This is a genomic window from Pseudomonas sp. SJZ074, from assembly GCF_007828215.1.
GTDB lineage: Bacteria > Pseudomonadota > Gammaproteobacteria > Pseudomonadales > Pseudomonadaceae > Aquipseudomonas.
Genome location: NZ_VIUE01000004.1, coordinates 236,806 through 261,684 on the forward strand (window position 1 = coordinate 236,806; position 24,879 = coordinate 261,684).

A 24,879-nucleotide genomic window follows, 5' to 3' on the forward strand; every position below is an offset into this window, starting at 1 on the left:
ACCTCAATGCCCTGTTGGCGTGGCGTAGGCAAAGGCAATCGGTGCCGGCCGGACCAACCCACCTCGGCATTTAAGCACCCGCAGCTGCCCAGGCCCGGCATCGATGGCGATGCGCAGGGCCGCCGGTGACGGATTGATGGCTTCCTGGATCGGCCGCCAGGCGAACGCCAGGGTCTGGCCGGTTTCCGCGGCCACTTGCAGGCGGCGCAAGGCACGATCGTCCGCCTGGCGAGGCCAGCACAAGACCGCCCCGCAACTGCCCGAACGCAAGCATTGTTCGGTGGCCCACAGAGCATCGCGCTCACCGGCCCGGATCACCGACAGTTGGCTCAGGTCCACCCCGGCACCCTGCCAGGCCTGGGGATAGGGTACGAACGGCGGTGCCACCAGCACGATTCGCTCCCCTTGCGCAGACAATCGCGCCAGGGTCGGCCACACCAGTTGCAACTCACCCAGGCCCGGCGCCGCGAGGAGGATTTCCGTCAGCGCCGCTTCCGGCCAGCCGCCACTGGGCAACGCCGCGTCCAGCGCGGCATGGCCGGTGGGTTGCGGGCTGGCGGCCGGAGGCGCAGGCCGGCCTTTCCAGACCTGGCCGCCATTGAACAGCGTGTCCAGAGCAACGACCGCGCCCATCAGCCTTGCCTCAACAAGCCACAGAACACCCCTTCTATCGCCAGGTCCTGGTCGGCCTCGACGATGATCGGCTGATAGGCCGGATTGCGTGGCAACAAGCGCACCCGCTCGCCGACGCGCTCGAAACGCTTGATGGTGACTTCACCGTCGAGCCGCGCCACCACGATCTGTCCGTTCGCGGCCTGGGGCGTGCGCTGGACACCCACCAGGTCACCGTCGAGAATGCCGTCGCCGATCATCGAGTCACCCTGGACCCGCAGCAGATAATCCGGCGCCTTGGTGAAAATCGCCGGGTCCAGCATCAGGCGGTCGTGGACCTCGGCATCGGCACCGATCGGCCGGCCGGCGGCCACTCGCCCCAGCACCGGCACGTCGAGCAGCTCGGGACGCGGCGGCTGGTTCAGCAAGCGGATGCCCCGGGCCTGATGCGGATTGACTTCGATAAAACCGGCTTCGGTCAGCGCCAGTACATGCTTGCGCGCTACGCTGCGGGAGGCGAAACCGAACGCCTCGCTGATTTCAGCGAGGCTGGGTGGCTGGCCCTGCTCAGCGATACGGTCGCGGATGAAGGTCAGGATGGCGGAGCGGCGGGGAGTGAGAGTCGTCATGGAGTACATTTGTACTCCTGTCGGTTTTTTCTGACAAGCGCCGCCAGTCAGTTCACAGTCATGCACATCCCTGTGAGAGCGGGCTTGCTCGCGAAAGCGGTGTGTCCGTCAAAGAAATGCTGGAGGTGCCGACGTCTTCGCGAGCAAGCCCGCTCCCACAGTCAGTGTTCAGTCCAGCCAGGTAAGCCCATGGATAAATCCCCCGCTCATGCCCATCACTGAACACCAACTGAACCCCATACCCCTGAGCATTGACCGCAACCACCCGAATCCGCGGATCAACCTGCACCACCAGCCCCCGCAGGCGAAACGCCCGGCATTGCGAGCAAGGACATTGACGGCGCAATTCAGCATGCTCCAGCCGTTGTTCACGACCATCGGGCCAATCCAGGTGCAATTGCCCTTTAGCCTGGGAATTACCAATCGCCAGCGGATTCATCGCAACTGCTCCAAGGCAATACGCACGGCCTTGCGCACTTCAGGGTCGCCATCGTCCTGAGCGGCCTGCAAGGCCGGGATGGCATTACTATCGGCCAGTTCGCCCAACGCCAGGGCCGCCTCCTTGCGCAGATTGCCGATGCGATGCCCCAGGGTAGCGATCAAGGGTTGCAACGCCGGGGCGTAGCGCAAGCGGCCAAGGCTGCGGGTGGCCCGCAGACGCACCTGCCAATAATCGTCACCCAGGGCATCGATCAGAGCCGGGCCGGCCTCGCTGTGGCCGACCTTGCCCAAGGTGGTGGCCGCCTCTTCGCGCACTGACCAGATCGGGTCGCGCAGCGCCCGGCACAGCGCCGGCAAGACCTGTGGGTCCGAAGCCAGGCCCAGGGCGCCGGTGGCGGCTCGACGCACTTCGCTGTCGGCATCGTCACTGGCAAGCCTTGCCAGGGCCGGCAAGGCGTCGAGATGCTTGAGCCAACCGAGCACTCCGACAGCCTCGCGGCGCACGCCGGCATCACTATCGGCCAGGGCCGCGATTGCAGCCGGTGCTGCGTCCGTCAGGCGCAACTCGCGCAAGGCCCTGAACGCGGCGACCCGCACGCTGACGTCCCCATGGGCGACCCAGGGCAGGATCACCCTCCCCGCCGCCTCGCTCTTGAGCAGGCTCAGGCTCTGCGCGGCAGCACTCTGTACGGTTGGACACGGATCGGTCAGGGCCCGGCACAAGGCCTCGACCACTGCGGCATCTTCCCAGGCCTCAAGCAGGCGCGCAGCTTCGGCCCGCACTTCGGCACTGGGATCCCGGTCCAGGCGGTCCACCAGCCACGACAAGCCTTCGGGCTCCTCAAGCTCAGCCAGTTCAATCAAGGCAATACGGCGCACACCGGGATCGTCGTCAGTCAGCCGCGGTTGCAGGAGGAGAATATCGTCGTTGTCGGTGTTTTCGAATAAAGAGGTCATAAGGCAAATCGCGGCAAGGAGGTTTCAGGAAGCCCGAGAGGATTGAGGCGCGGCAATTGCCGGCCCTCTGCATAGTGCAGCAGCTCGAGGCAGTGGCGTTTCAAACGGGTGAACTCGGGGTGGGTCACCAGCTCCGTCGTGCGTGGACGGGCAAAATCCAGCCGCAGGTCCTCGATGATCCGGCCAGGGCGCGGACTCATCACCAGCAAGCGGTCAGCCAGGAACAACGCCTCATCGATGTCATGGGTGACGAACACCACGGTGGTGCGGATGCGCGTCCAGATGTCCAAGAGCAGTTCCTGCATGCGCAACCGGGTCAGGGCATCCAGCGCGCCGAAGGGCTCGTCCATCAGCAGCAGCCGCGGGCGATTGACCAGCACCCGGGCAATTTCCACCCGTTGCTGCATCCCCCCGAAGAGCTGGTCCGGCCAATGCCCGGCAAAGCCTTCCAGCCCCACCAGCGCCAGGATCTCATCGGCGGCACGGTATCGCTCGGCCTTGCCGAGACCGCGCATCTTCAGGCCGAAAGCGACGTTGTCGCGCACACTGCGCCAGGGAAACAACGTGTGTTGCTGGAACACCATGCCCCGCTGGGGCGACGGACCGGACACCGACACACCGTCGACATCCAGGGTGCCGGTACGCGGTTGCAGATGCCCGGCCAAGGCCCCGAGCAGCGTGGATTTTCCGCACCCGGAAGGCCCCAGGACACAGACGAACTGGCCCGCTTCGATCTGGCAATCGAGACCCTGGACAGCTTCGAAGGCCTGGGCTCCCGTGCCAAGAACAATGGACAATTGGCGGATATCGATGCGCCCTTCGGGCGCTTGCATGACACTCATCAGGCTTTTCCTCGGCGTCGATGCCAAGGCGTGAACAACCCGCCCAGGCGCTTGATCAACACACTGCTGCCCATGCCCAGCACACCGATGAGCAGCATGCCGACCACGATGTCGGGGTAGTTCTGCACGGTGTAGGAAGCCCAGGTGTAGTAGCCGATGCCGTACTGGCCGGCGATCATTTCCGCCGTCACCAGGCAGAACCAGGACGTGCCCATGCCGATGGCCAGGCCGGTGATGATGCTCGGCGCCGCACCCGGCAGAATCACTTCCTGCAGGATCGCCCGGCGCCCGGCCCCCAGGCTTTTGGCCGACGCGATCAGCCGCCGGTCCACGCCTTCGACGCCATGCACGGTGTTGAGCAGGATCGGAAACAACGCGCCGGTGAAAGTGATGAACACCATCGACAGTTCCGACGAGGGAAACATCAGGATTGCCAAAGGAATCCAGGCCACTGCCGGAATCGGGCGCAGGACTTCCAGGGGCGGCAGCAGCAGGTCTTCGGCCCATTTCGAACGACCAATGGCGAGCCCCACGGCCACACCGATCGACACCGCCGCGCCATAACCGGCAAAGACCCGGCCCAGGCTGCTGCCCAGATGCCGGGCGAGATTGCCCGATTCCCCCAGCCCAAGCGCAGCCTGGATCACGGCCAGTGGCGTCGGGACGTTGGCGAAGGTCACCAGACCGAGGTCCCAGTGGAGAGTTGCAGCGAGCTGCCAGAACAGCAGGCAGAGCAACAGGGAAGCGGCTCGCAGAAGCCAGCGAAAATAAGATCGGGACACAACTTTTCCTCTCAACCGAGATCCCTGTGGGAGCGGGCTTGCTCGCGAAAGCGGTGGTTCAGTCGACATCAGTGTTGAATGTCAGACCGCATTCGCGAGCAAGCCCGCTCCCACAGGTTATTGGTCAGCTTTATCGGGCTGCGACAGCCTGAGCAGTCGCTTCGGTAAAGTCCAAAATCTTGCCGCCCTGGGCCGTAGCGAATTGCTCGGCCTGCCCCTTCAACAGAAAGGCGCTGAGCCGGCCCTGGGCATCACTGGCGAACCAGGCCTGCTCGGCCAGCAACTTGATCCCGCTGTCGCTGGCCTGGGCATAGACCGCACGGATGCCCTTGCCTTCCTGCTTGAGGCCCGCCAGGGCGGCGAAAGCCGATTGCGCCGAGGCGTAGTGACGCACTTTCGGCTCGCCACGCACCCAGATCTCGGCCACGCGGCTGAAGTCGGTAATCGCCTGCCCCGTCGAAGCATCGGCGCCGCTCAAGGGTGTCTGGGCGTAGTGCCCCAGTTGCGCGTCGTAATCCAGGTTCGAGGCCTTGAATGCGGCACGGATGTACTGGTCATCGATGAACGTATTAAGGTCCAGGCCGCGATCGGCTTTTTTCAACAGCTTGAGGGTATCGATTGCCGTGCCGACGGCTTGCCGGTATTCCGGCTTCCAGGTCAGGTCACGGGTCTGCACGCCCAGCGGCCCGTGGAACAGATAGTTGACCTCGGCATCCACCCCCGTGACCTGGGCGATCAGCTCGCTGTACTTCTCCGGCTCTGCGGCCAGCAACTGGTTGGCCTCGAGGGTTGCACGCAGGTAAGCGACGACGATTTCCGGGTATTTCCTGGCATAGGCCTGGTCCACCAACGCCCCATGGAACGTCGGCGCGCCGGCCTGGGCACCGTCGTAGATCTTGCGGGCAAACCCCCGGCTGGGGAACAGTTCGGCGAACGGCACGAAGTCGGCGTGGGCGTCGATCTTGCCGGCCTGCAAAGCCGAGCCGGCGACTTCCGGCGGCTGGGCGATGATGCTCACATCCCTGAGCGGATCCCAGCCCTGGGCCGCCACGGCGCGCAGCAACATGCCGTGAGCCGTGGACGCAAACGGCACGGAGATGGTCTTGCCCTTCAGTTCGGCCAGGGACTGTACCCCAGACGCGCAGGGGACGACGATGCCATTGCCACTGCCCTGGATGCTGCCCGACAGCACGCTGATGAACAGGCTGTGCCTGCCGGCGGTTTCAAATGCCACGCCGTTGAATGCGCCGGGGAAGTCGGCCATGGCACCGAAGTCGAGTTTGCCGGCGACCATCTCGTTGGTCAGGGGCGCACCGCTGGTGAAGTTCTTCCACTGGATATCGTACCGGGCGTCTTTATAGGCACCGTCATGGGGCAGGTATTTGTCCAGCAGGCCCAGCTCACGGATCAGCAACCCGCCGGCGGCGCAGTTGATGGTGGTGTCCTGGGTGCCGATGGCGATACGGATGGTTTCTGCCTGGGCAGACAAGGTCAATGAAGCCAGTACCAGACCGGCCAGCGCTGCACGCAACATGGGGATTCCCCTCGAATCATGTATAGGAGGTTCGTCTCCGCCGTGATCTGTGCACGGTGGGAAACGAGGGGTGTTTTTGATCGGGCGTCCGGGGGTGGCCGGATGGCTTTGTAGTGGCTGGGCTGGCCCCATCGTCGGATCGCCGCCCGGAGCAGGCTCGCTCCCACAATTGTTCTCAGGCGTTCACAAGTCCGGCGTCCACCACACATCCACTGTGGGAGCGAGCCTGCTCGCGATTAGCGGTGTCTCGGTCAACGCAGCAAGTAAGGAATCTCCACCTTCACCGCCCCCGTCGGGCAGTCATTTTCACAGGGCATGCAGTACCAGCATTCATCGAACGCCATGTAGGCCTTCTGGGTCGCCGGGTTGATCGCCAGCAGGTCCATGGGGCAGACATCGACGCACACGGTGCAGCCCTTGTGGGCGATGCATTTGTCCTCGTCCACGGTGACGGGGGCATTGGAGCGGAAGAAGATTTCCTGGGGTTGATAAGCCATGGGGCGTTCTCTCTGGGTGGACGGTTCACGCCGCGTCGGCGCCGACCCGCAGCCGCTCGTAAGCCTGCAGTTCGTCGGCATCAAGGGCGATGATGTAGGGCTCGACCGCTTTCTTGAATGAGGTCATCACGCCGTCGTCGCCCTTCTTCAGGTGACAATGGCAAAACCACTCACTGTCGTTGCGTTGCGGGTGATCGACCCGGTAGTGGTACAACCCCCAACGGCTTTCGGCACGAAACAGCGAGGCCTTGGCGGCCATTTCGGCGCAGTCGCGGATCACACTGACCTCCATGGCACGCATCAACTCGTGAGCGTTGTGGGCCTTGATCTGGTCCAGGTCACGCTGGATATCGCTGAAGCGCTGCAGGCCTATCTGCATCTTTTTGGTGACCTTCGGCGGTTGCAGGTAGTCGTTGACGAAACGCCGCAGCTTGTACTCCACCTGGGCCGGCGGCAGGCCGTGTTCGCGCCTCAGCGGAGCGTAGACGCGGGCTCTTTCCCGCTCGATCTGAGCGGCATCCAGCGCCGAGAAATCCTTGCCGGCCACGAAATCCGCCGCGTTGTGGCCGGCAAACCAACCGTAGGTGAACGCACCGAGCATGTAGTTGTGCGGTAGCCGCCATGTCGCCGGCCGAGTACAGCCCCTTGACCGACGTCTCGGCCCGCTCGTTCACCCATACGCCCGAGGCCGAATGGCCGCTGCAGAAACCGATTTCGGAGACGTGCATTTCCACCATCTGCGTGCGGTAGTCGGTGCCGCGGTTGGCGTGGAACTGACCGCGGCTGGGCCGCTCATTGCTGTGCAGGATGTCCTCGATGTTCTGGATCGTTTCCTCGGCCAGATGGTCGAGCTTGAGGAACACCGGGCCATTGCCGCCCTCGAGCTCCTGGTGGAACTCCCACATCATCTGCCCGCTCCAGTAGTCGCATTCAATGAAGCGTTCGCCTTTGTTGTTGGCGGTGTAGCCACCCAAGGGGCCGGTGACGTAGGCGCAGGCCGGGCCGTTGTAGTCCTTGATCAACGGGTTGATCTGGAAGCATTCCAGGTTCGCCAGTTCGGCACCGGCATGGTAGGCCATGGCATAGCCGTCCCCGGCATTGGTGGGGTTCTCATAAGTGCCCATCAGGTAGCCGGAGGCCGGCAAGCCCAGACGCCCCGCCGCGCCGCAACACAAAATGACCGCCTTGGCCTTGATCACATGGAAGTCGGCGGTGCGACAATCGAAGCCCATGACGCCGTTCACCGCACCCTCGGCATCCGTCAGCAAGCGGGTGCAGACCAGCCGATTGGTGATACTCACCCGCGCCCGCTTCAATTGGCGATAGAGGACTTTCTTGATGTCGTGCCCTTCCGGCATCGGCAGCACATAGGCGCCCATGTGATGGACTTTTTTCACCGCGTAGTCGCCGGTTTCGTCCTTCTCGAACTTCACGCCCCAGCGGTCCAGTTGCGAGAGGGTTTCGAAACTGTGCGTCGCATAGGCGTACACGGCCGCCTGGTTGACGATGCCGTCGTTGGCGATGGTGATTTCCTTGGTGTACTGCTCGGGTGTGGAGTGGCCGGGAATGATCGCGTTGTTCAAACCGTCCATGCCCATGCTGATGGCGCCGCTGCGTTTGACGTTGGCCTTGTCCACCAACAGCACGCGCAAATCGCGGTTGCGCTCCTTGGCTTTGATCGCCGCCATGGGTCCGGCCGTACCGCCGCCGATGACGACGATGTCGTATTCCTGTTCCAAAATACTTCCAGTCACAGCGCTGTCGGTCATGCTTGTGTCCCTTTCTGCCGGTCGATCCGCAAGCGGTACTGGAAAGCATCGCCGCGGTAATAGAGATGTTCGAAGTCCAACGGCCGGCCATCGGCGTCGTGGGTCAGGCGTTCGATGCGCATGATCGGCGACCCTGGCTCGACCTCCAGGGCCTGGGTCAGATCGCTGTCGGCCAACACCGCATCGATGGCGAGGTCGGCGTGCCCCAGGGTCAAGGCACAGTCATTTTCCAGGATCAGGAAAATGTCACGGGTCACCAGGTCGGCTTTTTCCAGGCGCTCGCCGAAGGCCTTGGGCAGGTAGGTGATTTCCAGGGACACCGGCTCGCGGTTGATCAGTCGCACCCGTTTGATCTGCGCCACCATCTCCCCTTCGGTCAAGCCCAGACGCTCGGCCACCTGCTTGTCCGCCGGGATGAATTTGAAACTGCGCAGGCGGTTGATCACCTCGAAGCCGCGCCCGGTCATGGATTCAGCCAGACCCTGGAGGGTGCTGACGTTCTGGAACGTCTTGGGCTTGGCAACGAAGGTGCCTTTGCCGTGGATCTTGAAAATCAGCCCTTCCTTCTGCAGATCCCCGAGGGCCTGGCGCACGGTGATGCGGCTGACGCGAAATAGCGTACCGAGCTCGCTTTCCGAAGGCATCTGGCTGCCTTGGGGGTATTCACCGTCGAGGATGCGGGCGCGCAATACGTCGCGCAGTTGGGTGTGCAGCGGAACGCTGCTGAGGGCAAGCACGTTGTCGGACATGGGCTGGATCACTTGTCATAACGAGTTATGACGTGATCTTAGGGAAGCCGTCCAAGGCTTGAGAAATACTGTTTGGACATAACCTTAGATTAGCGAGCGTTGACACCCTCGCTGCGAAACGCGCTGGGGCTCATGCCGGTCCAGCGTCGGAAGGCCCGGCGGAAACTGCGCACATCGCTGTAGCCGACCTCTTCGGTGATGCGCTCGATGGACAGTTCGGGGTTGGCCAGCAAGCTCAGCGTCCGGCCGCGACGCACCTGTTCGAGCAGGGTTTCGAACGTCAGGTTGTGTTCGGTCAGGCGCCGTCGCAGGGTACGGCTGCTCATGTTGAGGTCGCCGGCGATTTTCTCGATGTGGCTGCCCCGGGTCAGGTCCCGGGCAATCGCCCGCTCCACCGCCTGGATCAGGTCGATCTTCTGATGGACCTCGGCCGCTTCCTGCTCCAGCAAGGCTAATGCCTGGCGCAGGGCCAGCGGATGATGATTGGGCAGGCGCACGTCCAGCCAACGGACATCGATCAGCATGCGGTTGTATCGACAACCGAAGCGCACATCCGGTCCCAGGATCCGTTGGTACTCCAGGACGTAGGATGGCGCCGCGTGCATGAACTCCACGGCCTGGGGCCTGAAATCCGGGCCCGCCAGCGCCCGTCCATACACCATCAGGCTGGCGAAGAACTCTTCGACCGCAAACACCTGGACCTCGGCGAAGGGCAAGCGGCAGGTCGCGTCGACCATGATCCGCTCGGCGGTCTCTTCGACACTGGTCACGGCGATGCCACCGGTGGTGTGCTGGTAACGGATCCCCAGGGCGAAGGCATCGCGCAGGGTTTCACACAGCGACAACACATGCCCCAGCAGGCCGAGGGTACCAAGCACGTTGCGGTCGCCGACCCACAGCCCCAGCCCCTGGTCCGGCAACAATCTGAGTGCCCGTTGGATCATGACCACGGCCTGGCGATGGGAAATGCGCTGGGCGGGGTCCTGCAGATCATCGAGGCCGAACCCTAGGCCGCGACACAGGCTGACGGCGTCGAAACCTTTGTCCGCGACGACTTCGGCCAGGGTTTGCAGCAGGAATGGCGAGACCAGCGCCAGCTCATAAGTGGGGTCGATGACTTTCATCTGCATGGCGGGTTCCGGGACACGTTAGGGGGCGTTTTTTGTAACCGGTTGTTTCATAAACGTTAGCATGCCCCCATGGAAAGAGGTGGGTGAAATCTGGCCGCCCAAGTCCCCTGTGTGGCCGCCAATACCCTGCCCTGTCAGCCGCGAACGGCTTATTTGTATGGCTCGGACCTTCGGTGTACCTCCAACAATAATAATGAGCGCCTCACATGAACCCGATCCGCACGACATTCGCCTTGCAAATGACCCTGGGCCTGGCCTGCAGCTGCGCGCTACCGGCCCTCGCCACCGAAAACGGAGTCGACAACATCGGTACCGGCACCGACGGCTTCTTCGTGTTGCCACTGGAGGTCGACAGCCTTCCGGACAACATGGTCGCGTTCAACCTCTACTACAACCATTACAAAGCCCGGACATTCAACATCAGCTCGTTGGGCGGCAAGGTGCCGGGGGTGGAGATCGAATCCACGGCGGTGATTCCGCGTATCGACTACCTGAGTCCGTTGCGATTCGCCGGCGGGCGCCTGGGAATCTATGTCGCCCAGCCCTGGATCAAGCAGGAAGTCGCGCTGTTCGGCATGAGCGACACCCGTGAGGGAATGGGCGATACCACCATTTCCCCGATCGTGCTCTGGGACATGGGCAAGAACCTGACCCTGGCCGCCGCCGTGGAAATCACCGTGCCCACCGGCGAATACAGTTCTGATCGACTGGCCAATACCAGCAACAATTTCTACACCTACAAGCCGCTGTTCTCCTTCACCTGGCTGCCCACGGAAAACACCGAGGTGTCGATGAAAACCACCTACAGCTTCAACGAGAGGAACAAGGACACCGACTACCGCTCGGGGCAGATTTTCCACTTCGATTATTCCGCCAGCTATCGGCTGACCGACAACCTGAGGGTGGGACTCAACGGCTACTATCTCAAGCAGACCACCGATGACAAACAGTTCGGCCACACTGTGCAATTCGCCGGGCAGGACGTGGACGACGGCGTGCGCGGCCAGGTCTTCGCCATCGGCCCGGCGCTGCACCTGACCTTCTTCAAATACGCCAGCGCCGAGATCCGCTGGGCCAAGGAATTCGACGTAGAGAACCGCCCCGAAGGCGAGATGCTCTGGGCCAAGTTGAGTATTCCGTTTGAGTTATAGAACTCGGATGAACACCTGATTCTGATCGTTCCCACGCTCTGCGTGGGAATGCAGCCAGGGACGCTCCGCGTCCCAAGAGCCGAACGCGGAGCGTCCGTTGAGGCATTCCCACGCGGAGCGCGGGAACGATCACTACCACAGTGGATCAGCCATAGACCGGCCACGCCTCGACAATCCGCCCCCCGCGCACCGCCAGCAGATCACCGAACTGCAACAGCACCGACTCGACCTGGGTCGGCCTCAGGAACACCTGGTCCTCCACCGCAAGCCCTACCGCCTCGGAGCCGTTGGCCATTTCCTGGTTGGAACTGCGGCCATAAAGGCGGTTGCTCTTCAGGCCGGATGGAGATTCGAAATCGGCCATCCAGTTGCCACCGTAGAGAAAGAACGTCTCGCGCTGGTTCACGTCCCACCAGGAAAAGATCCGGGACTTGTCGTCCAGCGCCGGAATGTTCACCGCGCCGGTACGCTTGAGCACCGGAGTCGCAATGTAGGCCGCCGGCACATGCTCGCTCAGGGATGGCAGGTCGTAATGACTGGGTTTGAGCATGGCCGTGCCCACCGACACTTCGGTACTCAGGCGTTCCTGTTCATGCAGACGATAGCTGGGACTGCCCGCGGTATTGAGGGTCAGCCCCGGGTGCCACAGGTCGGGATAGCGCAACCGGAGGAAATCTACTCGCATGGTGTAGGTCGCCATGACCCGAGCCAACAGCGTTTCAGGGCTCGCCAACAGTTCAGGCACGCCCATGCCTACGAATGGGTCATAGCCCATGAACCCGGCGAACTCCAATTGCGCCGGATGGGCACGAATCAACTTGAGCATCGCATCCAGGCTCGCGTCATCAGCCACCCCGCCCCGGTGCAAGCCGACGTCCAGTTCAATGTTGACCCGCATGCGCGTACCCAGCCCTTGGGCCAGGGCCTGGTATTGCTGGACGCGCTCGGGGGTATCCAGCAGCCACTGCAACTGACGCGACGGGTCGAACGGCCCGTTGTGAAGCTGATAGAACAGCTCGGCGGAACGCACCGGCAGCGGTTTGCCCAGCAGGATATCGGCATCGGGGAACTGCATTGCATCGTGATTGAGAAACGGCTGGTGAAACGACATCAACCGCCGGGTCTCGGCCCGCTCACCGATGTACTTCAGCAATTGGGGCGAAGGCAGGGACTTCTCTACCAGCCGCAGCTGCTTGCCCGCGCGCCGGACCGAAGCCTTCACCACATCGATATTGTGATCGAGGCGATCCAGGTCGATCAGCATCACCGGACGCATGGGGCCATGGGCCTTGAGCTCGCGGTTCAACTGACGGAAATAATCACTGTACGGCCCGCCCCGGTCATCCGGCCGCAGCCAGGCCCCCGCACCGGCCAGCAACACCCCGGCGCCCAACGTGCCCTTGAGCAAACCACGACGATTGAAAGCCATCAGCTCACCCCCAGGATCGTTGAAAGATGTCCGTTCAGAAATTTTCCAGCGGGATCCAGGGCCTGGCGCACCTGGGTGAATTCGTTCCAGCGCGGGTACAGCGCCTGGAGTGTCCTGGCGTTCAGCGAGTGCAACTTCCCCCAGTGCGGTCGGCCCTGATACTTCCAGAAGATCGGCTCGATGGCGGCGAAGAAATTGTGATGGTCCATCTGGTAATGCTGGTGAACGGAGATCGAACAACTGTCCCGTCCTTCGAACATGCTCAAGGGAATGTCGTCGGCCTTCACGTAGCGGTATTCGATGGGAAACCAGGTCCGCAGGTCCTTGTCGCGGATCAGCGCGAGAATCTCCCGCAGGCACGCCGGTCCATGCTCGGCCGGCACCGAATACTCCATTTCGTTGAAACGCACAGTGCGGGCATTGGCATAGATGTCATGGGAGTCACCGACCCGGTCGTCGAAGTCGGCCACCAGTCGCAGGCTGTTGAGCAACGAACGACGGATCGCCGGAAAGTCGCTGCCGTACTTGTCGAGTTTCTCGATCAGGGTGACGAATTCGTTGCCGCCCTCCTCCTCGGGGCTGATGGGTGGCGTGGCCGGATCGGTGGTTTCGTTCAGAGCGATCGCCAACGCATAGTCGGAATGGGTGACCACCTGCATTTCCCAGTGCTGGTTGTCCCGGGTATTGGCTTCCACGTCTTCCAGCAGTTCTTCGGTTTTCGCCACCCATTGGCGCTCGCGCAACCGATAGGCGGCGCGGTTCTGCAAGCGCACCCGGGTCACCAGCCCCAGCGCTCCGAGTGACACGCGCCCCGCTTTGAAAACCTCGGGATGGCGGTTGGCATCACAATCGAGCACCTCGCCGCCGGCCGTCACCAACTGCAGCCCGACGACCTGGGACGCATACGAGCCGAAGGCTTTGCCGGTGCCGTGGGTCGATGTGGCAATGGCGCCGGCCAGGGTCTGGTAATCGACGTCGGCCATGTTCGGCAATGCCTGGCCGATGGCCTTGAGCACCGGGCCCATGCGTGACATCGGCGTACCGCCGCCGAACTCGGCTTGCAGGCTGGCCGGGTCATGATCCAGCAAGCCGCTGAAAAAACTCAGGGACAGCAAGGTTCCATCGGTGGGCACCAGGGCGCTGAAGGAGTGACCGGAACCCACCGGGCGGATCCGTCCTTCGGCACGGGTGACCATTTGTACCAGTTCATCAAGATCCTTGGGCGCCAGCCGCGCAGCCGGCAGGCAACTCTGTGCACCGGACCAGTTGCGCCACGGGATTAATCGCGGCGCGCGCATCAGGTCGGCCAGGGCGCCCTGGCCGCCGAGCGCCGTGAAAGCGGCAACCACACCGGCCCGCTGCAGCCATTGGCGTCGTGAGTAGTCCATGGTCTGCCCCCGCTACTGGAATTGTTGGCCGGACATGAAAGCGATCAAGGCCAGGAACTGCTCTTCGGAACAGTGCATGCACAAGCCCATCGGCGGCATACCGTTGTAGCCGTTGATCGCGTGGTCCAGCAGGGTATCGGCGCCCTGGGCCAGCCGCGGCGCCCAGGCATTCGCGTCGCCGGTCAGGGGCGCCCCGGCGCCGGGGTTCGCATGGCAGAGTCTGCAACTGCTGTCGTAGACCTGGGCCAGCGCCGCATCGGCGGGCATGGCGTTGAGGGTCGCGGGCGCAGGCGGCTTGGGCTCTTCGCCGCATCCGGCGAGCAGCGCGCCAAGCAGCGTGAGGGTCGCGGTTTGAAGCAGGACAGAAGGAAAAGTTGCCGACATAAAGCCCCTCTCGGCGGCGCATGGGTGCGCCTTTCTTGTTGTGGGTCTGGCAGTTGCCACGTTAAGGCACGCCGGCGTGTCGGCTTGAGGTCATTGGGGGCCAGAAAAGGGGGCTTGGGCGGACAGTGCGGGAGCATCGATGCCACAGAGCAGCACTTGATCAGGGAAGTAAAATCCCCTGCTCCCGCTCGCACAACTGCACCACGTAATCCCACAGCACCCGCAGGCGCACGGACTTGTGCAGTTCGCGCCGGGTGCTGATCCAGTAGCTGCGGCGCAGGGTTTCGTCGGGCAGCAAGGGCACCAGCGCCGGGTCGTCGCTGGCCATGTAGCACGGCAGCACGGCGATCCCTAGCCCTGAGCGCGCGGCCTGTTGTTGGGCGATGACGCTGGTGCTGTGGAACACCACCCTGGGGTTGCGACAAAAGCTGTTGAGAAACATCAGCTCCTGACTGAACAGCAGGTCATCGACGTAACCGATCCAGGCGTGACGGGCCAGGTCCTCGCGACTGCGCAGCGGCGGCGAGCGATCCAGATAAGCCTGGCTGGCGTACAGCGCCAGGCTGTAGTCGGTGAGTTTGCGGGTCACCAGCAGGTCGGCCGCCGGGCGTTCGAGGTGAATGCTGATTTCCGCCTCGCGGTTGAGGATGCTGACGAAGCGCGGCACCGCCACCAGCTCCACTTCCAGCCCCGGATAGCGCTGAAACAAGCCGTCCATGCGACTGGCCAGGAACATGATGCCCAGCCCCTCGGTCACCCCCAGGCGAATCTTGCCCAGGGGCGCACTGGACTGGGTAATGTCCTCTTGGGCCAGCAACGCCACGTTCTCCATGGCCTCGGCGTGCTTGAGCAGCGTCTCGCCAGCCGGGGTCAGTTCATAACCCTGAGCGTGCTGGACAAACAGTGCGGTCCCCAGGCTTTTCTCGATGGCTTCGATGTGCCGGGCCACCGTGGCATGGGTGGTGTTCAGCCGCCGCGCCGCGGTCAACAGGCGGCCGCTGCGTTGCAGCTCGAGAAAATACCGCAGGTCATTCCAGTCGAACATGAACGTTCCTTGCACGTCGCTGTTTATAAACACACAGCTGTTGCGCAAAAACTAACATTCTTTTAACGAAAACTAACAACTACGATGGCTCTGACAAAAACAAAAAAAGAGGTCGCGGATGCAACCTGTCGTCGATGAATACGATTACGTGATCGTGGGCGCCGGCCCTGCCGGATGCCTGCTGGCCAACCGGCTGTCGACCAATCCCCAGCATCGGGTGCTGCTGCTCGAAGCGGGCGGACGCGACAACTATCCCTGGATTCACATTCCGGTCGGCTACCTGTTCTGCATCGGTAACCCGCGTACTGACTGGTGCTTCAAGACCGAAGCGCAACCCGGCCTGCAAGGGCGTGCCTTGAGCTATCCGCGCGGCAAGGTCCTGGGCGGCTGCTCTTCCATCAACGGCATGATCTACATGCGCGGCCAGGCCGCGGACTACGACGGCTGGGCCGCCGAGGGCAATGCCGGCTGGGCCTGGAAAGACGTGCTGCCGCTGTTCCGGCAAAGCGAAAACCACTTCGCCGGGGACTCTGAACTGCATGGCGCCAGCGGCGAATGGCGGGTCGAACGCCAGCGCCTGTCATGGCCGATCCTTGATGCCTTCCGCAACGCCGCCGAACAGAGCGGCATTGCCAATGTCGACGACTTCAACAGTGGCGACAATGAAGGCTGCGGTTACTTCCAGGTCAATCAGAGAGCCGGAGTGCGTTGGAACGCCGCCAAGGCCTTCCTGAAACCGGTTCGCCAGCGCGCCAATCTCACCGTCCTCACCGAAGTCGAAGTCGACCGCGTGCTGCTGCGCGAGGACCGGGCCCACGCGGTCAGCGCCCGCTGGCAAGGCAAAGGCATGACCTTCAAGGCGCGCAAGGAGATCGTCCTGTGCGCCGGCGCCATTGGCTCACCGGGTATCCTGCAGCGCTCCGGGATCGGTCCGCGCAACTTGCTGCAGCGCTTGGGAATCGGCGTGGTGCATGAACTGCCGGGGGTGGGCGGCAACCTGCAGGACCACCTGCAACTGCGGCTCATCTACCAGCTGGAAAATGCCCGGACCCTGAACCAGATCGCCGGCACGCTGTGGGGCAAGATGAGCATGGGCCTGCGCTACCTCTATGACCGCAGCGGCCCCCTGTCCATGGCGCCCAGCCAGCTCGGCGCGTTCGCCCGCTCGGGGCCGGAGCAGACCTCGGCCAACCTCGAATACCACGTGCAGCCCTTGTCCCTGGAACGCTTCGGCGAGCCCCTGCACAGCTTCCCGGCGTTCACCGCGTCGGTCTGTGACCTGCGCCCACAAAGCCGTGGCCGGGTAGACATCCGCTCGGCCGACCCGCACGAGGCGCCGCTGATCCAGCCCAATTACCTGAGCCATCCCGAGGATCTGCGGGTCGCCGCCGATGCCATCCGCCTGACCCGACGCATCGTCGCCGCGCCCGCCCTGCAAGCCTTCAAGCCCAAGGAATACCTGCCGGGCCCCAACCTGCAGAGCGAAGAAGAACTGCATCGGGCCGCCGCCCGCATCGGCACGACGATTTTCCATCCGGTGGGCACCTGCCGCATGGGCCAGGACGGTGACGCAGTGGTGGACGCGCAACTGCGTGTCCATGGCATCAAGGGCCTGCGCATCGCCGATGCCTCGATCATGCCGCGCATCACCTCGGGCAATACCTGCTCGCCGACGCTGATGATTGCCGAGAAGGCGGCGCGGATGATGCTTGCGACGAACGCTACGAGCACCGTCAGCACCAAGGAGACAGCAACAGTCTGAAGAACAACCAAGGTCCCTTGTGGGAGCGGCAGTCACCCAAGGAATGCGTCAAAGCAGGAGACGCCCACCCGGCGTCGACAGTGGAACAACAAAAACAATCACTGTGAGGGATACCGCTATGTCCGAGCATGTTCAACCCCTGGAAGTCACGCACAGCGTCGGCGCCAGCCGGGAAACCCAGAAAGTCATCTTCGCCTCGTCCCTGGGGACGGTGTTCGAGTGGTACGACTTTTTTCTCTATGGCGCCCTGGCGGCGGTGATCAGCAAACAGTTCTTCGCCGGCGTCAACGACACCACGGCGTTCATCTTCGCCCTGATGGCGTTCGCCGCCGGTTTCGTCGTGCGACCATTCGGCGCATTGGTGTTCGGGCGGCTGGGGGACATGATCGGGCGCAAATACACCTTCCTGGCAACCATCATCCTCATGGGCCTGGCGACATTCTGCGTCGGCCTGCTGCCCAACTACGCCAGTATCGGCATCGCCGCGCCGATCATCCTGGTCGCGCTGCGCATGCTCCAGGGCCTGGCCTTGGGCGGTGAATACGGCGGCGCAGCGACTTACGTCGCCGAACACGCGCCCATTGGCAAGCGCGGCTTCCACACCAGCTGGATTCAGTCCACCGCCACCCTCGGATTGCTGCTCTCGCTGTTGGTGATACTGGGCTGTCGCTACTTCACGGGGGATCAGTTCGAAGTCTGGGGCTGGCGCATTCCGTTCCTGCTGTCGATCCTGCTGTTGGGCATCTCCACCTGGATCCGCATGAGCCTGCATGAATCACCGGCCTTCGTGAAAATGAAAGAAGAAGGCAAGTGCTGCAAGGCACCGATCCGTGAATCGTTCGGTAAATGGGAAAACCTCAAGGTCGTGCTGATCGCACTGTTCAGCATCAATGCCGGGCAAGCGGTGACCTTCTATGCCGCACAATTCTATGTACTGTTTTTTCTCACCCAGTTCCTGAAGATGGACCCGGCCCTTGCCAACAGTCTGCTGATCGTCAGCGTAGTGATCGGCGCACCGTTCTTCATCTTCTTTGGCTGGCTGTCGGACAAGGTCGGGCGCAAACCGGTGCTGATGATCGGCCTGCTGCTGGCGACGGCGTTGTATTTCCCGATCTTCAAGACCCTGGCCCACTACGCCAACCCGGCCATCGACCAGGCAAGTCGCCAGGCACCGATCAGCGTGATCGCTGATCCGGCCACCTGCACCTTCCAGTTCGACCCGGTGGGCAAGGCGCGCTTCGACAGCCCATGCGACAAGGTCAAGACGTTCCTGGTCAAGCAAGGGCTGCCCTACAGCAGCGTCGCGGCACCGGCGGGCAGCCCGGTGCAGGTCAACGTCGGTGATGTGAAGATCGAGGGGTATGACGAAGCCGCCCTGCGCGGCGCAACGACCCTGGCGGGCTACCCGCAAAAGGCCGATACCCAGCAGATCAACCGACCGATGATCGTCGCCTTGATCGTGGCGCTGATCATCATCTCGGCGATGTGCTACGGCCCGCTGGCGGCACTGATGGTCGAACTGTTCCCGACCCGCATCCGCTACACCTCCATGTCCCTGCCCTATCACATCGGCAACGGCTGGTTCGGCGGCTTCCTGCCCACCGTGTCGTTCGCCCTGGTGGTCTATACCGGGGATATTCTCTATGGGCTGTGGTACCCGGTGGTGATCACCGGTGTGAGCCTGGTGGTGGGCATGCTCTGCCTGCGGGAAACCAGGAACGTGGACCTGGACAAGAACTGAGAAACGGCTGCTTCAGCAACATCTGTGGCGAGGGATTTATCCCCGCTGGACTGCGAAGCAGTCCCGTTTTGACGGTTGCTACGCAACCGAGCGGGAGCAAGCTCCCTCGCCACAAGGTCTGGTTCCAGACCAAGCCATCAGTGCACCTGATGGCTTTTGACCGTACTTTCCACCAGATCCAACATTTGCCCCAACGCCCAGGGCTTGGCGATGAACGACGCGTGGTGCTTGATCCCGGCGCTTTCCGGCGTTTCGTAGCCGGACATGATCAGCAGCGGTATCTGCGGCCAGCGATCCCCGGTCAGGTTCGCCAGATCCGCACCATCCAGGTTACCCGGCATGGTGATATCGGTCAGCAACAGATCGACAAAATCCGCATTCTGCTCGAGGAATGTCAGCGCCGAATCGGCGCTTTCCCGAGGCTCCACGACAAACCCTTCGTCTTCCAGGATTTCACACAGGAATTCCAGAATCGTCGGGTCATCCTCAACAACGAGAATCAGACGCGTGGTGGCCTGTCCGTCGCCCTTCGGCATCGAACTCATAAAGTGACTCTCCTTGATCCCGGCAATTGGTTTCGCGGTTTCAGCCGCTCTGCAAGTTATGAGCGACGCCCTTGCGAGAAATTCATTCCGAGTACAAACCGGCCGCCGAACGTCATTCCAGACACTCCGTTGCAACGCAGCGCAACGCTTTATCTGTATATCCATACAGATAAAGCTTGCCCCCAAGCCAATCCCTGACCATGCTGTCGCCCCATGAAACCTGTCAGGGAAAGGGCGTTATGCGGTTGTACCTGTGTGAGAAACCGTCCCAGGCCAAGGACATCGCCGCCGTGCTCGGCGCCACGCGGCGCGGCGACGGCTGCTGGCTGGGCGCGAACGTCACGGTGACCTGGTGCATCGGCCATCTGCTGGAGACCGCCCCGCCCGATGCCTACGATGCCCGCTACAAGCGCTGGGTACTGGCCGACCTGCCCATCGTGCCGGCGCAATGGAAAATGACCGTCAAGCCAAAAACCGCCGGCCAGTACAAGGCGGTCAAGCGCCTGCTGGGGGAAGCGAAGGAACTGGTGATCGCCACCGACGCCGACCGGGAAGGCGAAATGATCGCCCGGGAACTGGTGGAGCACTGCCGCTATCGCGGGCCGATCCAGCGGCTATGGCTGTCGGCCCTCGACGAAGCCTCGATCCGCAAGGCCCTGGCCGCCCTCAAGCCGGGCGCCGAAACCTTCAACCTGTATCACTCGGCCCTGGGTCGCTCCCGGGCCGACTGGTTGATCGGCATGAACATGAGTCGCCTGTTCACCTTGCTGGGGCGTCAGTCCGGTTACCAGGGCGTGCTGCCGGTAGGCCGGGTGCAGACACCCACCCTGCGGCTGGTGGTGGACCGTGACCGCAGCATCACCGACTTCGTGCCGGTCGCCTACTGGGCCATCGATGTGCAACTGCGCCACGACGGCACCGTCTTCACCGCCCAGTGGCGCGCCGATCCGGACGCCTGCGACGACCAGGAGCGCTGCCTGAACCAGGCCCTGGCGCGCGATGCCGCCCAGGCCATGGGCAACACCGATACCGCCTCGGTGACCAAAGTGCGCACCGAGCGCCTGCGCGAAGCAGCGCCGTTGCCCTTCGACCTCGGCACCCTGCAGGAAATCTGCTCGAAGAAGCTCGGCCTCGGCGCCCAGGAAACCCTGGACATCGCCCAGTCGCTCTACGAAACCTACAAAGTCATCACCTATCCCCGCAGCGATTGCGGCTACCTGCCCTTGAGCCAGCACAGCGAAGCCCCCGCCATCCTGGCTGCCCTTGCCCAGGCCGATCCGGGCCTCGCACCGCTACGTGAACACCTGCAACCGCAACGCAAGTCCCGGGCCTGGAACGACGCCAAGGTCAGCGCCCACCACGGCATCATCCCCACCGCCGCGGCGAAGAACCTCGACAAGCTCGCCGGCAAACAACGGGCGGTCTACACACTGATTCGCGCACGCTACCTGGCGCAGTTCCTGCCCAACCATGAATACGACCGGACCCAGGCCGACTTCGACTGCGCCGGCCAGGCGCTGCGGGCCGTGGGCAAACAGATTGTCGAGCCCGGCTGGAAACGCGCCTTGCCCGAAGCCTTGGCTCCGGCCAAGGGCCGGGAAGCCGTGCAACCGCAAACCTTGCCGGCACTGGCCGAAGGTCACGAGTGTGGCGTGGACGACGTGACACTCAAGGACCTGTGGACCCAGCCTCCCAAGCCGTTCACCGAAGGCGACCTGATCAAGGCAATGAAGAACGTCGCCAGACTGGTGGAAGATCCACTGCTCAAGCAGAAGCTCAAGGACACCACCGGCATCGGCACCGAAGCGACCCGGGCGTCGATCATCCAGGGCTTGCTCGATCGCGGCTACCTGGTGAAAAACGGCAAGGCCTTGTCCGCCACCCCGGCGGCCTTCAGCCTGATCGACGCCGTTCCCCGCGCCATCGCCGACCCGGGCACCACCGCGATCTGGGAGCAGGCGCTGGACATGGTGCAAAGCGGTGAGATGAGCCTGGAGGAATTCGTCACTCGACAAGCCGCCTGGATGAGTAAGCACATCGCCCGCTGCCAGGGCATGAGCCTGACCATCAACGGCACGGCCGGCCCCGCCGGACGTGGCGCAACCCCGTGGAAAAACAAACGCAAGCCGGCCAAGCGCAAGGCTGCCGGCGCGCCGCGCAAAGCGACAAAAGCCAAGACAACCTGAGCAAAGCCAATACCCATGGGCCTCCTGTTCTGACAGACCGAGTCACTCGCGCCGAGATTTCTCATACCCAAAACATTTTGTCCGACAATATGTAGTGACCAAAAATAATCACTACAAAACCGTTGACGACGTCGATTTGCCCTTGCATGATGCAGACGTCTCCCCGATCGGGAGTACAGGTAACCGTTTGAGCAAGCTCGTCTGACCGCCGAGCTGTTTTTTGGATAAGGGACTGCCCACAAGGCAGATTGAAGGTGCTGACCTGGCATGACCGTCCGGTAACAAGGACGAGAAACGTCGGCGAAGGTCCTCATGACGCGCGTGGTCGACCCTCGAAAGTTGACACTGCCTTAAGGTTCTTCGCTGTTTCTCTTCGTTGTAGCGCATTTGCGTAGCAGCCCTTCGATAGCACTACACAACCGATGCACGACCCCGTCGAAGTCTGACGGACGAACGCTGACGGCCTGGTTTCGGTAGCAGGCAGGCACTTACCGAGAAGCGAAATCTTTGCGAACCACCAGACAGATCAACCAAATGGTCAAGGGGCTTACACATGAATCTGAACAATCAACCATCTATTGATGAACTGGCTCGCATGTTCGCAGCACACAAGGACACACTCGACAGCCATATCCTGTGGATCAGCAAGACAGGCCAGGTCCATATGGACTGCCTGTCGCCCTACACCCACGAAGACGAGTTCGAACGGAACCAGCAAGACCTGTGCGCCCGACTGAAGATGTACCGTCGCGGCCAAGGCTACGTGGGCAAAAAGGCTGCGGCCGACAAAGACTTCATCGGTAGTGTGCTGCAGACGCTGACCCACGCCTGGCAGTCGATGCAAACCACCTCTGAAGTCCGGGTCATCGACCGCTTCTGCTGAGTGCACTCAAGACAAAGGGCCCGTTCCTGAACAAGGACGGGCCCTTTGCTTTTATCAGAACACCGACCAGCCAATCCGCTGGCTGAGCAACTCCAGCGCCGCCATGCCGGCCAGGGAGTTGCCGGCGGCGTTGAGCTCCGGCGACCAGACACACACCGTGAAGCGCCCCGGCACCACAGCGACAATTCCGCCGCCCACACCGCTCTTGCCTGGCAGGCCAACGCGATAGGCAAAATTGCCGGCCTCGTCGTAAAGCCCGCTGGTCGCCATGATGGAGTTGACCTGCTGGGTCTGGCGGGCGCTCAGGATCTGTTCGCCGCTGTGCTTGCAGAAGCCGTCGTTGGCCAGGAAGCAGAATGCCCGGGCCAGGTCGATGCAGCTCATTCGCAGCGCACAGTGACTGAAATAACTGCGCAACACCGCTTCCACGTCGTTATGGAAATTACCGAACGATTGCATCAGGTAAGCCATCGCCGCGTTCCGGGCGCGGTGCTGGTACTCCGACTCAGCGACCTTGCCATCCACCATCACTTGGGGATTGCCCGACAGGCGTCGCACGAAATCACGCATCGACAACGCCGGGGCGGCGAAACGCGACTGGTTGATATCGCAGATCACCAAGGCACCGGCATTGATGAACGGGTTGCGTGGGCGACCGCGCTCGAACTCCAGTTGCACCAGGGAGTTGAAGGGCTGGCCGGACGGCTCATGGCCCAGGCGCTCCCAGATGGCTTCGCCGGAATGCTCGATGGCCTGCACCAGGCTGAATACTTTGGAAATACTCTGTACTGAAAACGGCGTTTCGGCGTCACCTGCGCAATACAGCTCGCCATCGTTGCCATACACGGCAATGCCCAACTGATTGCCAGGCACGCTGCCCAGGGCCGGAATGTAGTTGGCCACCTTGCCCTGACCGATCAGGGGGCGAACCGCATCGAGGATCTCGTTCAACAGTGCTTGCATGTGCGGGGGTCCAGTCATTCCCCGTTCGAGTGCGGGGATACAGACCCTAGACGCTGGTAGGCGGGATCAGAGCACACTGAGCCTCAAACAAGCTCCTGTGGCGAGGCCCGAGCGCTTCGTGAGCGTTGTGCGATGCTTGCGCGAAAATCCAACGGTCTATAGTTCAAAGGATGAGCCCGCAGGAGGACACGATGCGTCAGATCATGCAAAAAGAACCCTGGTGGGCATCGCCGCCCAAGCCGGGGCAGCACGAGAGCGAGCTGGAATGGGGCTGGCTGGTGATCTACAGCGAAGGCGAGCCACGCTTCGAGTTCGTCAGGGAACGCCCTTCGGACGAACAGATCCGCCACCGCAAGGGTTGTCGCGTCACGCTCGGTGCGGGATGAGCCCGCCCGTCACGGCTTGATATCCGGCAACGCCACTGCCCGATTCGCCAGCTGCGCCTCCACCAGGTTGCCTTCGATTTCTTCGTCCAGGTAATACACCGGTGCCAGCACTCCGCTCAGGGGATGCTTGAGCGACTTGAACCACGCCTCATCGAAGGCGGCACTCAGGCTTTTGCGAATCTGCGCTTCCATTTCCGGCCGCTCGCCTTCGTGGATGATCGCCCGAACGCCTGCCACACCCACCGAAATCAATGCCCCCGCGGCCTTTCCGGCCACGGCTGCAGCCGCTCCGGCCGCGCCTCGAGTGGCGAATTGGGCTTCGATTTTCTCGCTGGTGCGTTGCGCCACCGTGGCGATCACCGCATCCGACGGGCCCGCCCCCGTGGTGGCGGCTTTGTTGATGTGGTCAATCAACGCGGCGTAGGCCGGCAGGGTATTCAGCGGCTCAGTGTGGACCATCTCATACAACGAAGCATTGCGCGCCGCCGGCGGGCCCAGATTGATCGCGGGAATGCCGTGCAGACGCCGGTTCATCAGTTCATTCGGAATTTGCTGCCGCTGTGCGATCACCCGCACCTGCTGATCGAGCAGGCGCACGTAATAGCTGGTCGCGGCGGCCCTGATGGCTTCGGGATCGATCTCCACGGCCACCGGTTCCAGCACCTGCTCGCGGTATTGCTCTTGAAGATAGAGCGCCAGGCGGTTGGAAGCAGAATCCGCTTCGCCCTTGGCACTGGCGGCATACCAACTGACCTTCACCGCCATCCATTCCTGGGTCCAATAGCTGCTGAACCACGGGATGAATTCAGCCTCGGTCCGTTCGTACACCAGCCCCCGCCAATGCTCCATCGACCCTCGGGCATAGACTTCGGCTTGCCCGACAGCGCTTTTGGACGCAGCGATGATCTGCTGGTCGACCTGCCGCCAGGTGTCCTGAGAGACCGTCACCGCATTCGCCGACCGGCCGCGCTCTGTCGTGGCGCACCCCGCCAGAGCGATCAACACGGCCAGCATCAGCGAACGCAGCACGATCGCGCCACTCCGGATTCATCTCATCCATGGCATTGAGTATAG

General features: G+C 62.6%; 22 protein-coding genes and 2 pseudogenes. 6 read left to right on the forward strand and 18 right to left on the reverse strand.

Going from position 1 to position 24,879, the window contains the following annotated elements; genetic code table 11:
- Window positions 1-3: 3 nt before the first annotated feature.
- From imuA to FBX99_RS07375, 11 genes and pseudogenes are all read right to left on the reverse strand, one after another.
- Window positions 4-633, reverse strand: a complete 630-nt coding sequence (gene imuA / locus FBX99_RS07320; RefSeq protein WP_144925673.1) for a translesion DNA synthesis-associated protein ImuA — start codon at window positions 631-633, stop codon at window positions 4-6.
- Complete coding sequence (lexA, locus tag FBX99_RS07325) at window positions 633-1,250, reverse strand: transcriptional repressor LexA (protein WP_144925670.1); 618 nt, start codon at window positions 1,248-1,250, stop codon at window positions 633-635. The genes imuA and lexA overlap by 1 nt, the downstream gene beginning before the upstream one ends.
- 160 nt (window positions 1,251-1,410) lie before the next feature.
- A pseudogene (locus FBX99_RS07330) lies at window positions 1,411-1,680 on the reverse strand (DUF971 domain-containing protein); the annotation flags it as partial.
- Window positions 1,677-2,639, reverse strand: a complete 963-nt coding sequence (locus tag FBX99_RS07335) for a HEAT repeat domain-containing protein (RefSeq protein ID WP_144925665.1) — start codon at window positions 2,637-2,639, stop codon at window positions 1,677-1,679. The gene FBX99_RS07335 and the pseudogene FBX99_RS07330, both read right to left, overlap by 4 nt.
- The gene (locus FBX99_RS07340) at window positions 2,636-3,481 is read right to left on the reverse strand and encodes an ABC transporter ATP-binding protein (RefSeq protein WP_145131102.1); all 846 of its coding nucleotides are present in this window, start codon (window positions 3,479-3,481) and stop codon (window positions 2,636-2,638) included. The genes FBX99_RS07335 and FBX99_RS07340 overlap by 4 nt, the downstream gene beginning before the upstream one ends.
- Window positions 3,481-4,263, reverse strand: coding sequence for an ABC transporter permease (locus FBX99_RS07345; RefSeq protein WP_144925659.1), 783 nt, complete (start codon window positions 4,261-4,263; stop codon window positions 3,481-3,483). The genes FBX99_RS07340 and FBX99_RS07345 overlap by 1 nt, the downstream gene beginning before the upstream one ends.
- 130 nt (window positions 4,264-4,393) lie before the next feature.
- Entirely contained in the window at window positions 4,394-5,797 is a 1,404-nt protein-coding gene (locus FBX99_RS07355; RefSeq protein ID WP_145131104.1) for an ABC transporter substrate-binding protein, read from the reverse strand.
- A gap of 251 nt (window positions 5,798-6,048) precedes the next feature.
- Window positions 6,049-6,294 (reverse strand): ferredoxin family protein, encoded by a 246-nt coding sequence (locus FBX99_RS07360; protein WP_144925650.1) that lies wholly within the window; start codon window positions 6,292-6,294, stop codon window positions 6,049-6,051.
- A 25-nt stretch (window positions 6,295-6,319) separates the two neighbouring features.
- Window positions 6,320-8,063 (reverse strand): annotated as a pseudogene (locus FBX99_RS07365) (fumarate reductase/succinate dehydrogenase flavoprotein subunit).
- On the reverse strand, window positions 8,060-8,812 hold the full coding sequence (locus FBX99_RS07370; protein WP_144925647.1) for a GntR family transcriptional regulator: 753 nt from the start codon (window positions 8,810-8,812) through the stop codon (window positions 8,060-8,062). Before FBX99_RS07370 ends, FBX99_RS07365 begins: the two are co-directional and overlap by 4 nt.
- An 89-nt stretch (window positions 8,813-8,901) precedes the next feature.
- Window positions 8,902-9,942, reverse strand: a complete 1,041-nt coding sequence (locus FBX99_RS07375; protein ID WP_144925644.1) for an AraC family transcriptional regulator — start codon at window positions 9,940-9,942, stop codon at window positions 8,902-8,904.
- A gap of 206 nt (window positions 9,943-10,148) precedes the next feature.
- Between FBX99_RS07375 and FBX99_RS07380 the strand changes: the two genes are divergently transcribed.
- The gene (locus FBX99_RS07380) at window positions 10,149-11,093 is read left to right on the forward strand and encodes a transporter (RefSeq protein ID WP_144925641.1); all 945 of its coding nucleotides are present in this window, start codon (window positions 10,149-10,151) and stop codon (window positions 11,091-11,093) included.
- A 145-nt stretch (window positions 11,094-11,238) separates the two neighbouring features.
- Here the strand turns inward: FBX99_RS07380 and FBX99_RS07385 are convergent, their stop codons facing one another.
- The 4 genes from FBX99_RS07385 to FBX99_RS07400 all read right to left on the reverse strand — a co-directional run bounded on the left by FBX99_RS07385 (window position 11,239) and on the right by FBX99_RS07400 (window position 15,339).
- A complete protein-coding gene (locus tag FBX99_RS07385; protein WP_178111867.1) occupies window positions 11,239-12,447 on the reverse strand; it encodes a DSD1 family PLP-dependent enzyme in 1,209 nt (402 codons plus the stop codon).
- A 74-nt stretch (window positions 12,448-12,521) separates the two neighbouring features.
- Window positions 12,522-13,820: a D-arabinono-1,4-lactone oxidase gene (locus FBX99_RS07390; protein WP_371921403.1), complete on the reverse strand. Its 1,299-nt coding sequence runs from the start codon at window positions 13,818-13,820 to the stop codon at window positions 12,522-12,524.
- Window positions 13,821-13,922: 102 nt separating this feature from the next.
- Window positions 13,923-14,294, reverse strand: a complete 372-nt coding sequence (locus tag FBX99_RS07395) for a cytochrome c5 family protein (RefSeq protein ID WP_144925632.1) — start codon at window positions 14,292-14,294, stop codon at window positions 13,923-13,925.
- Between the two features lie 160 nt (window positions 14,295-14,454).
- A complete protein-coding gene (locus FBX99_RS07400; protein ID WP_144925629.1) occupies window positions 14,455-15,339 on the reverse strand; it encodes a LysR family transcriptional regulator in 885 nt (294 codons plus the stop codon).
- Window positions 15,340-15,457: 118 nt separating this feature from the next.
- Between FBX99_RS07400 and FBX99_RS07405 the strand changes: the two genes are divergently transcribed.
- Together FBX99_RS07405 and FBX99_RS07410 are read left to right on the forward strand one after the other, a co-directional pair.
- A complete protein-coding gene (locus tag FBX99_RS07405; RefSeq protein WP_145131106.1) occupies window positions 15,458-17,101 on the forward strand; it encodes a GMC family oxidoreductase in 1,644 nt (547 codons plus the stop codon).
- 118 nt (window positions 17,102-17,219) lie between these two features.
- Window positions 17,220-18,842, forward strand: coding sequence for an MFS transporter (locus tag FBX99_RS07410; protein ID WP_145131108.1), 1,623 nt, complete (start codon window positions 17,220-17,222; stop codon window positions 18,840-18,842).
- A gap of 137 nt (window positions 18,843-18,979) precedes the next feature.
- On the opposite strand, the gene FBX99_RS07415 is transcribed toward FBX99_RS07410, so the two are convergent.
- Window positions 18,980-19,387 carry a response regulator gene (locus tag FBX99_RS07415; protein WP_144923496.1) on the reverse strand — a complete coding sequence of 136 codons (408 nt, stop codon included), beginning with the start codon at window positions 19,385-19,387 and terminating at the stop codon, window positions 18,980-18,982.
- A gap of 239 nt (window positions 19,388-19,626) precedes the next feature.
- Here FBX99_RS07415 and FBX99_RS07420 point away from each other — a divergent pair, with 239 nt between their 5' ends.
- Window positions 19,627-21,573 (forward strand): DNA topoisomerase III, encoded by a 1,947-nt coding sequence (locus FBX99_RS07420; RefSeq protein WP_145131110.1) that lies wholly within the window; start codon window positions 19,627-19,629, stop codon window positions 21,571-21,573.
- 553 nt (window positions 21,574-22,126) lie between these two features.
- Window positions 22,127-22,456, forward strand: a complete 330-nt coding sequence (locus FBX99_RS07425) for a hypothetical protein (protein WP_144923501.1) — start codon at window positions 22,127-22,129, stop codon at window positions 22,454-22,456.
- 54 nt (window positions 22,457-22,510) lie between these two features.
- Here FBX99_RS07425 and glsB read toward each other — a convergent pair whose 3' ends face one another.
- Window positions 22,511-23,419 carry a glutaminase B gene (gene glsB, locus FBX99_RS07430; RefSeq protein WP_144923504.1) on the reverse strand — a complete coding sequence of 303 codons (909 nt, stop codon included), beginning with the start codon at window positions 23,417-23,419 and terminating at the stop codon, window positions 22,511-22,513.
- Window positions 23,420-23,610: 191 nt separating this feature from the next.
- Here glsB and FBX99_RS07435 point away from each other — a divergent pair, with 191 nt between their 5' ends.
- Complete coding sequence (locus FBX99_RS07435) at window positions 23,611-23,805, forward strand: hypothetical protein (RefSeq protein WP_145131112.1); 195 nt, start codon at window positions 23,611-23,613, stop codon at window positions 23,803-23,805.
- A 9-nt stretch (window positions 23,806-23,814) separates the two neighbouring features.
- Here the strand turns inward: FBX99_RS07435 and FBX99_RS07440 are convergent, their stop codons facing one another.
- Complete coding sequence (locus FBX99_RS07440) at window positions 23,815-24,834, reverse strand: hypothetical protein (protein WP_145131114.1); 1,020 nt, start codon at window positions 24,832-24,834, stop codon at window positions 23,815-23,817.
- Between the last annotated feature and the right edge of the window lie 45 nt (window positions 24,835-24,879).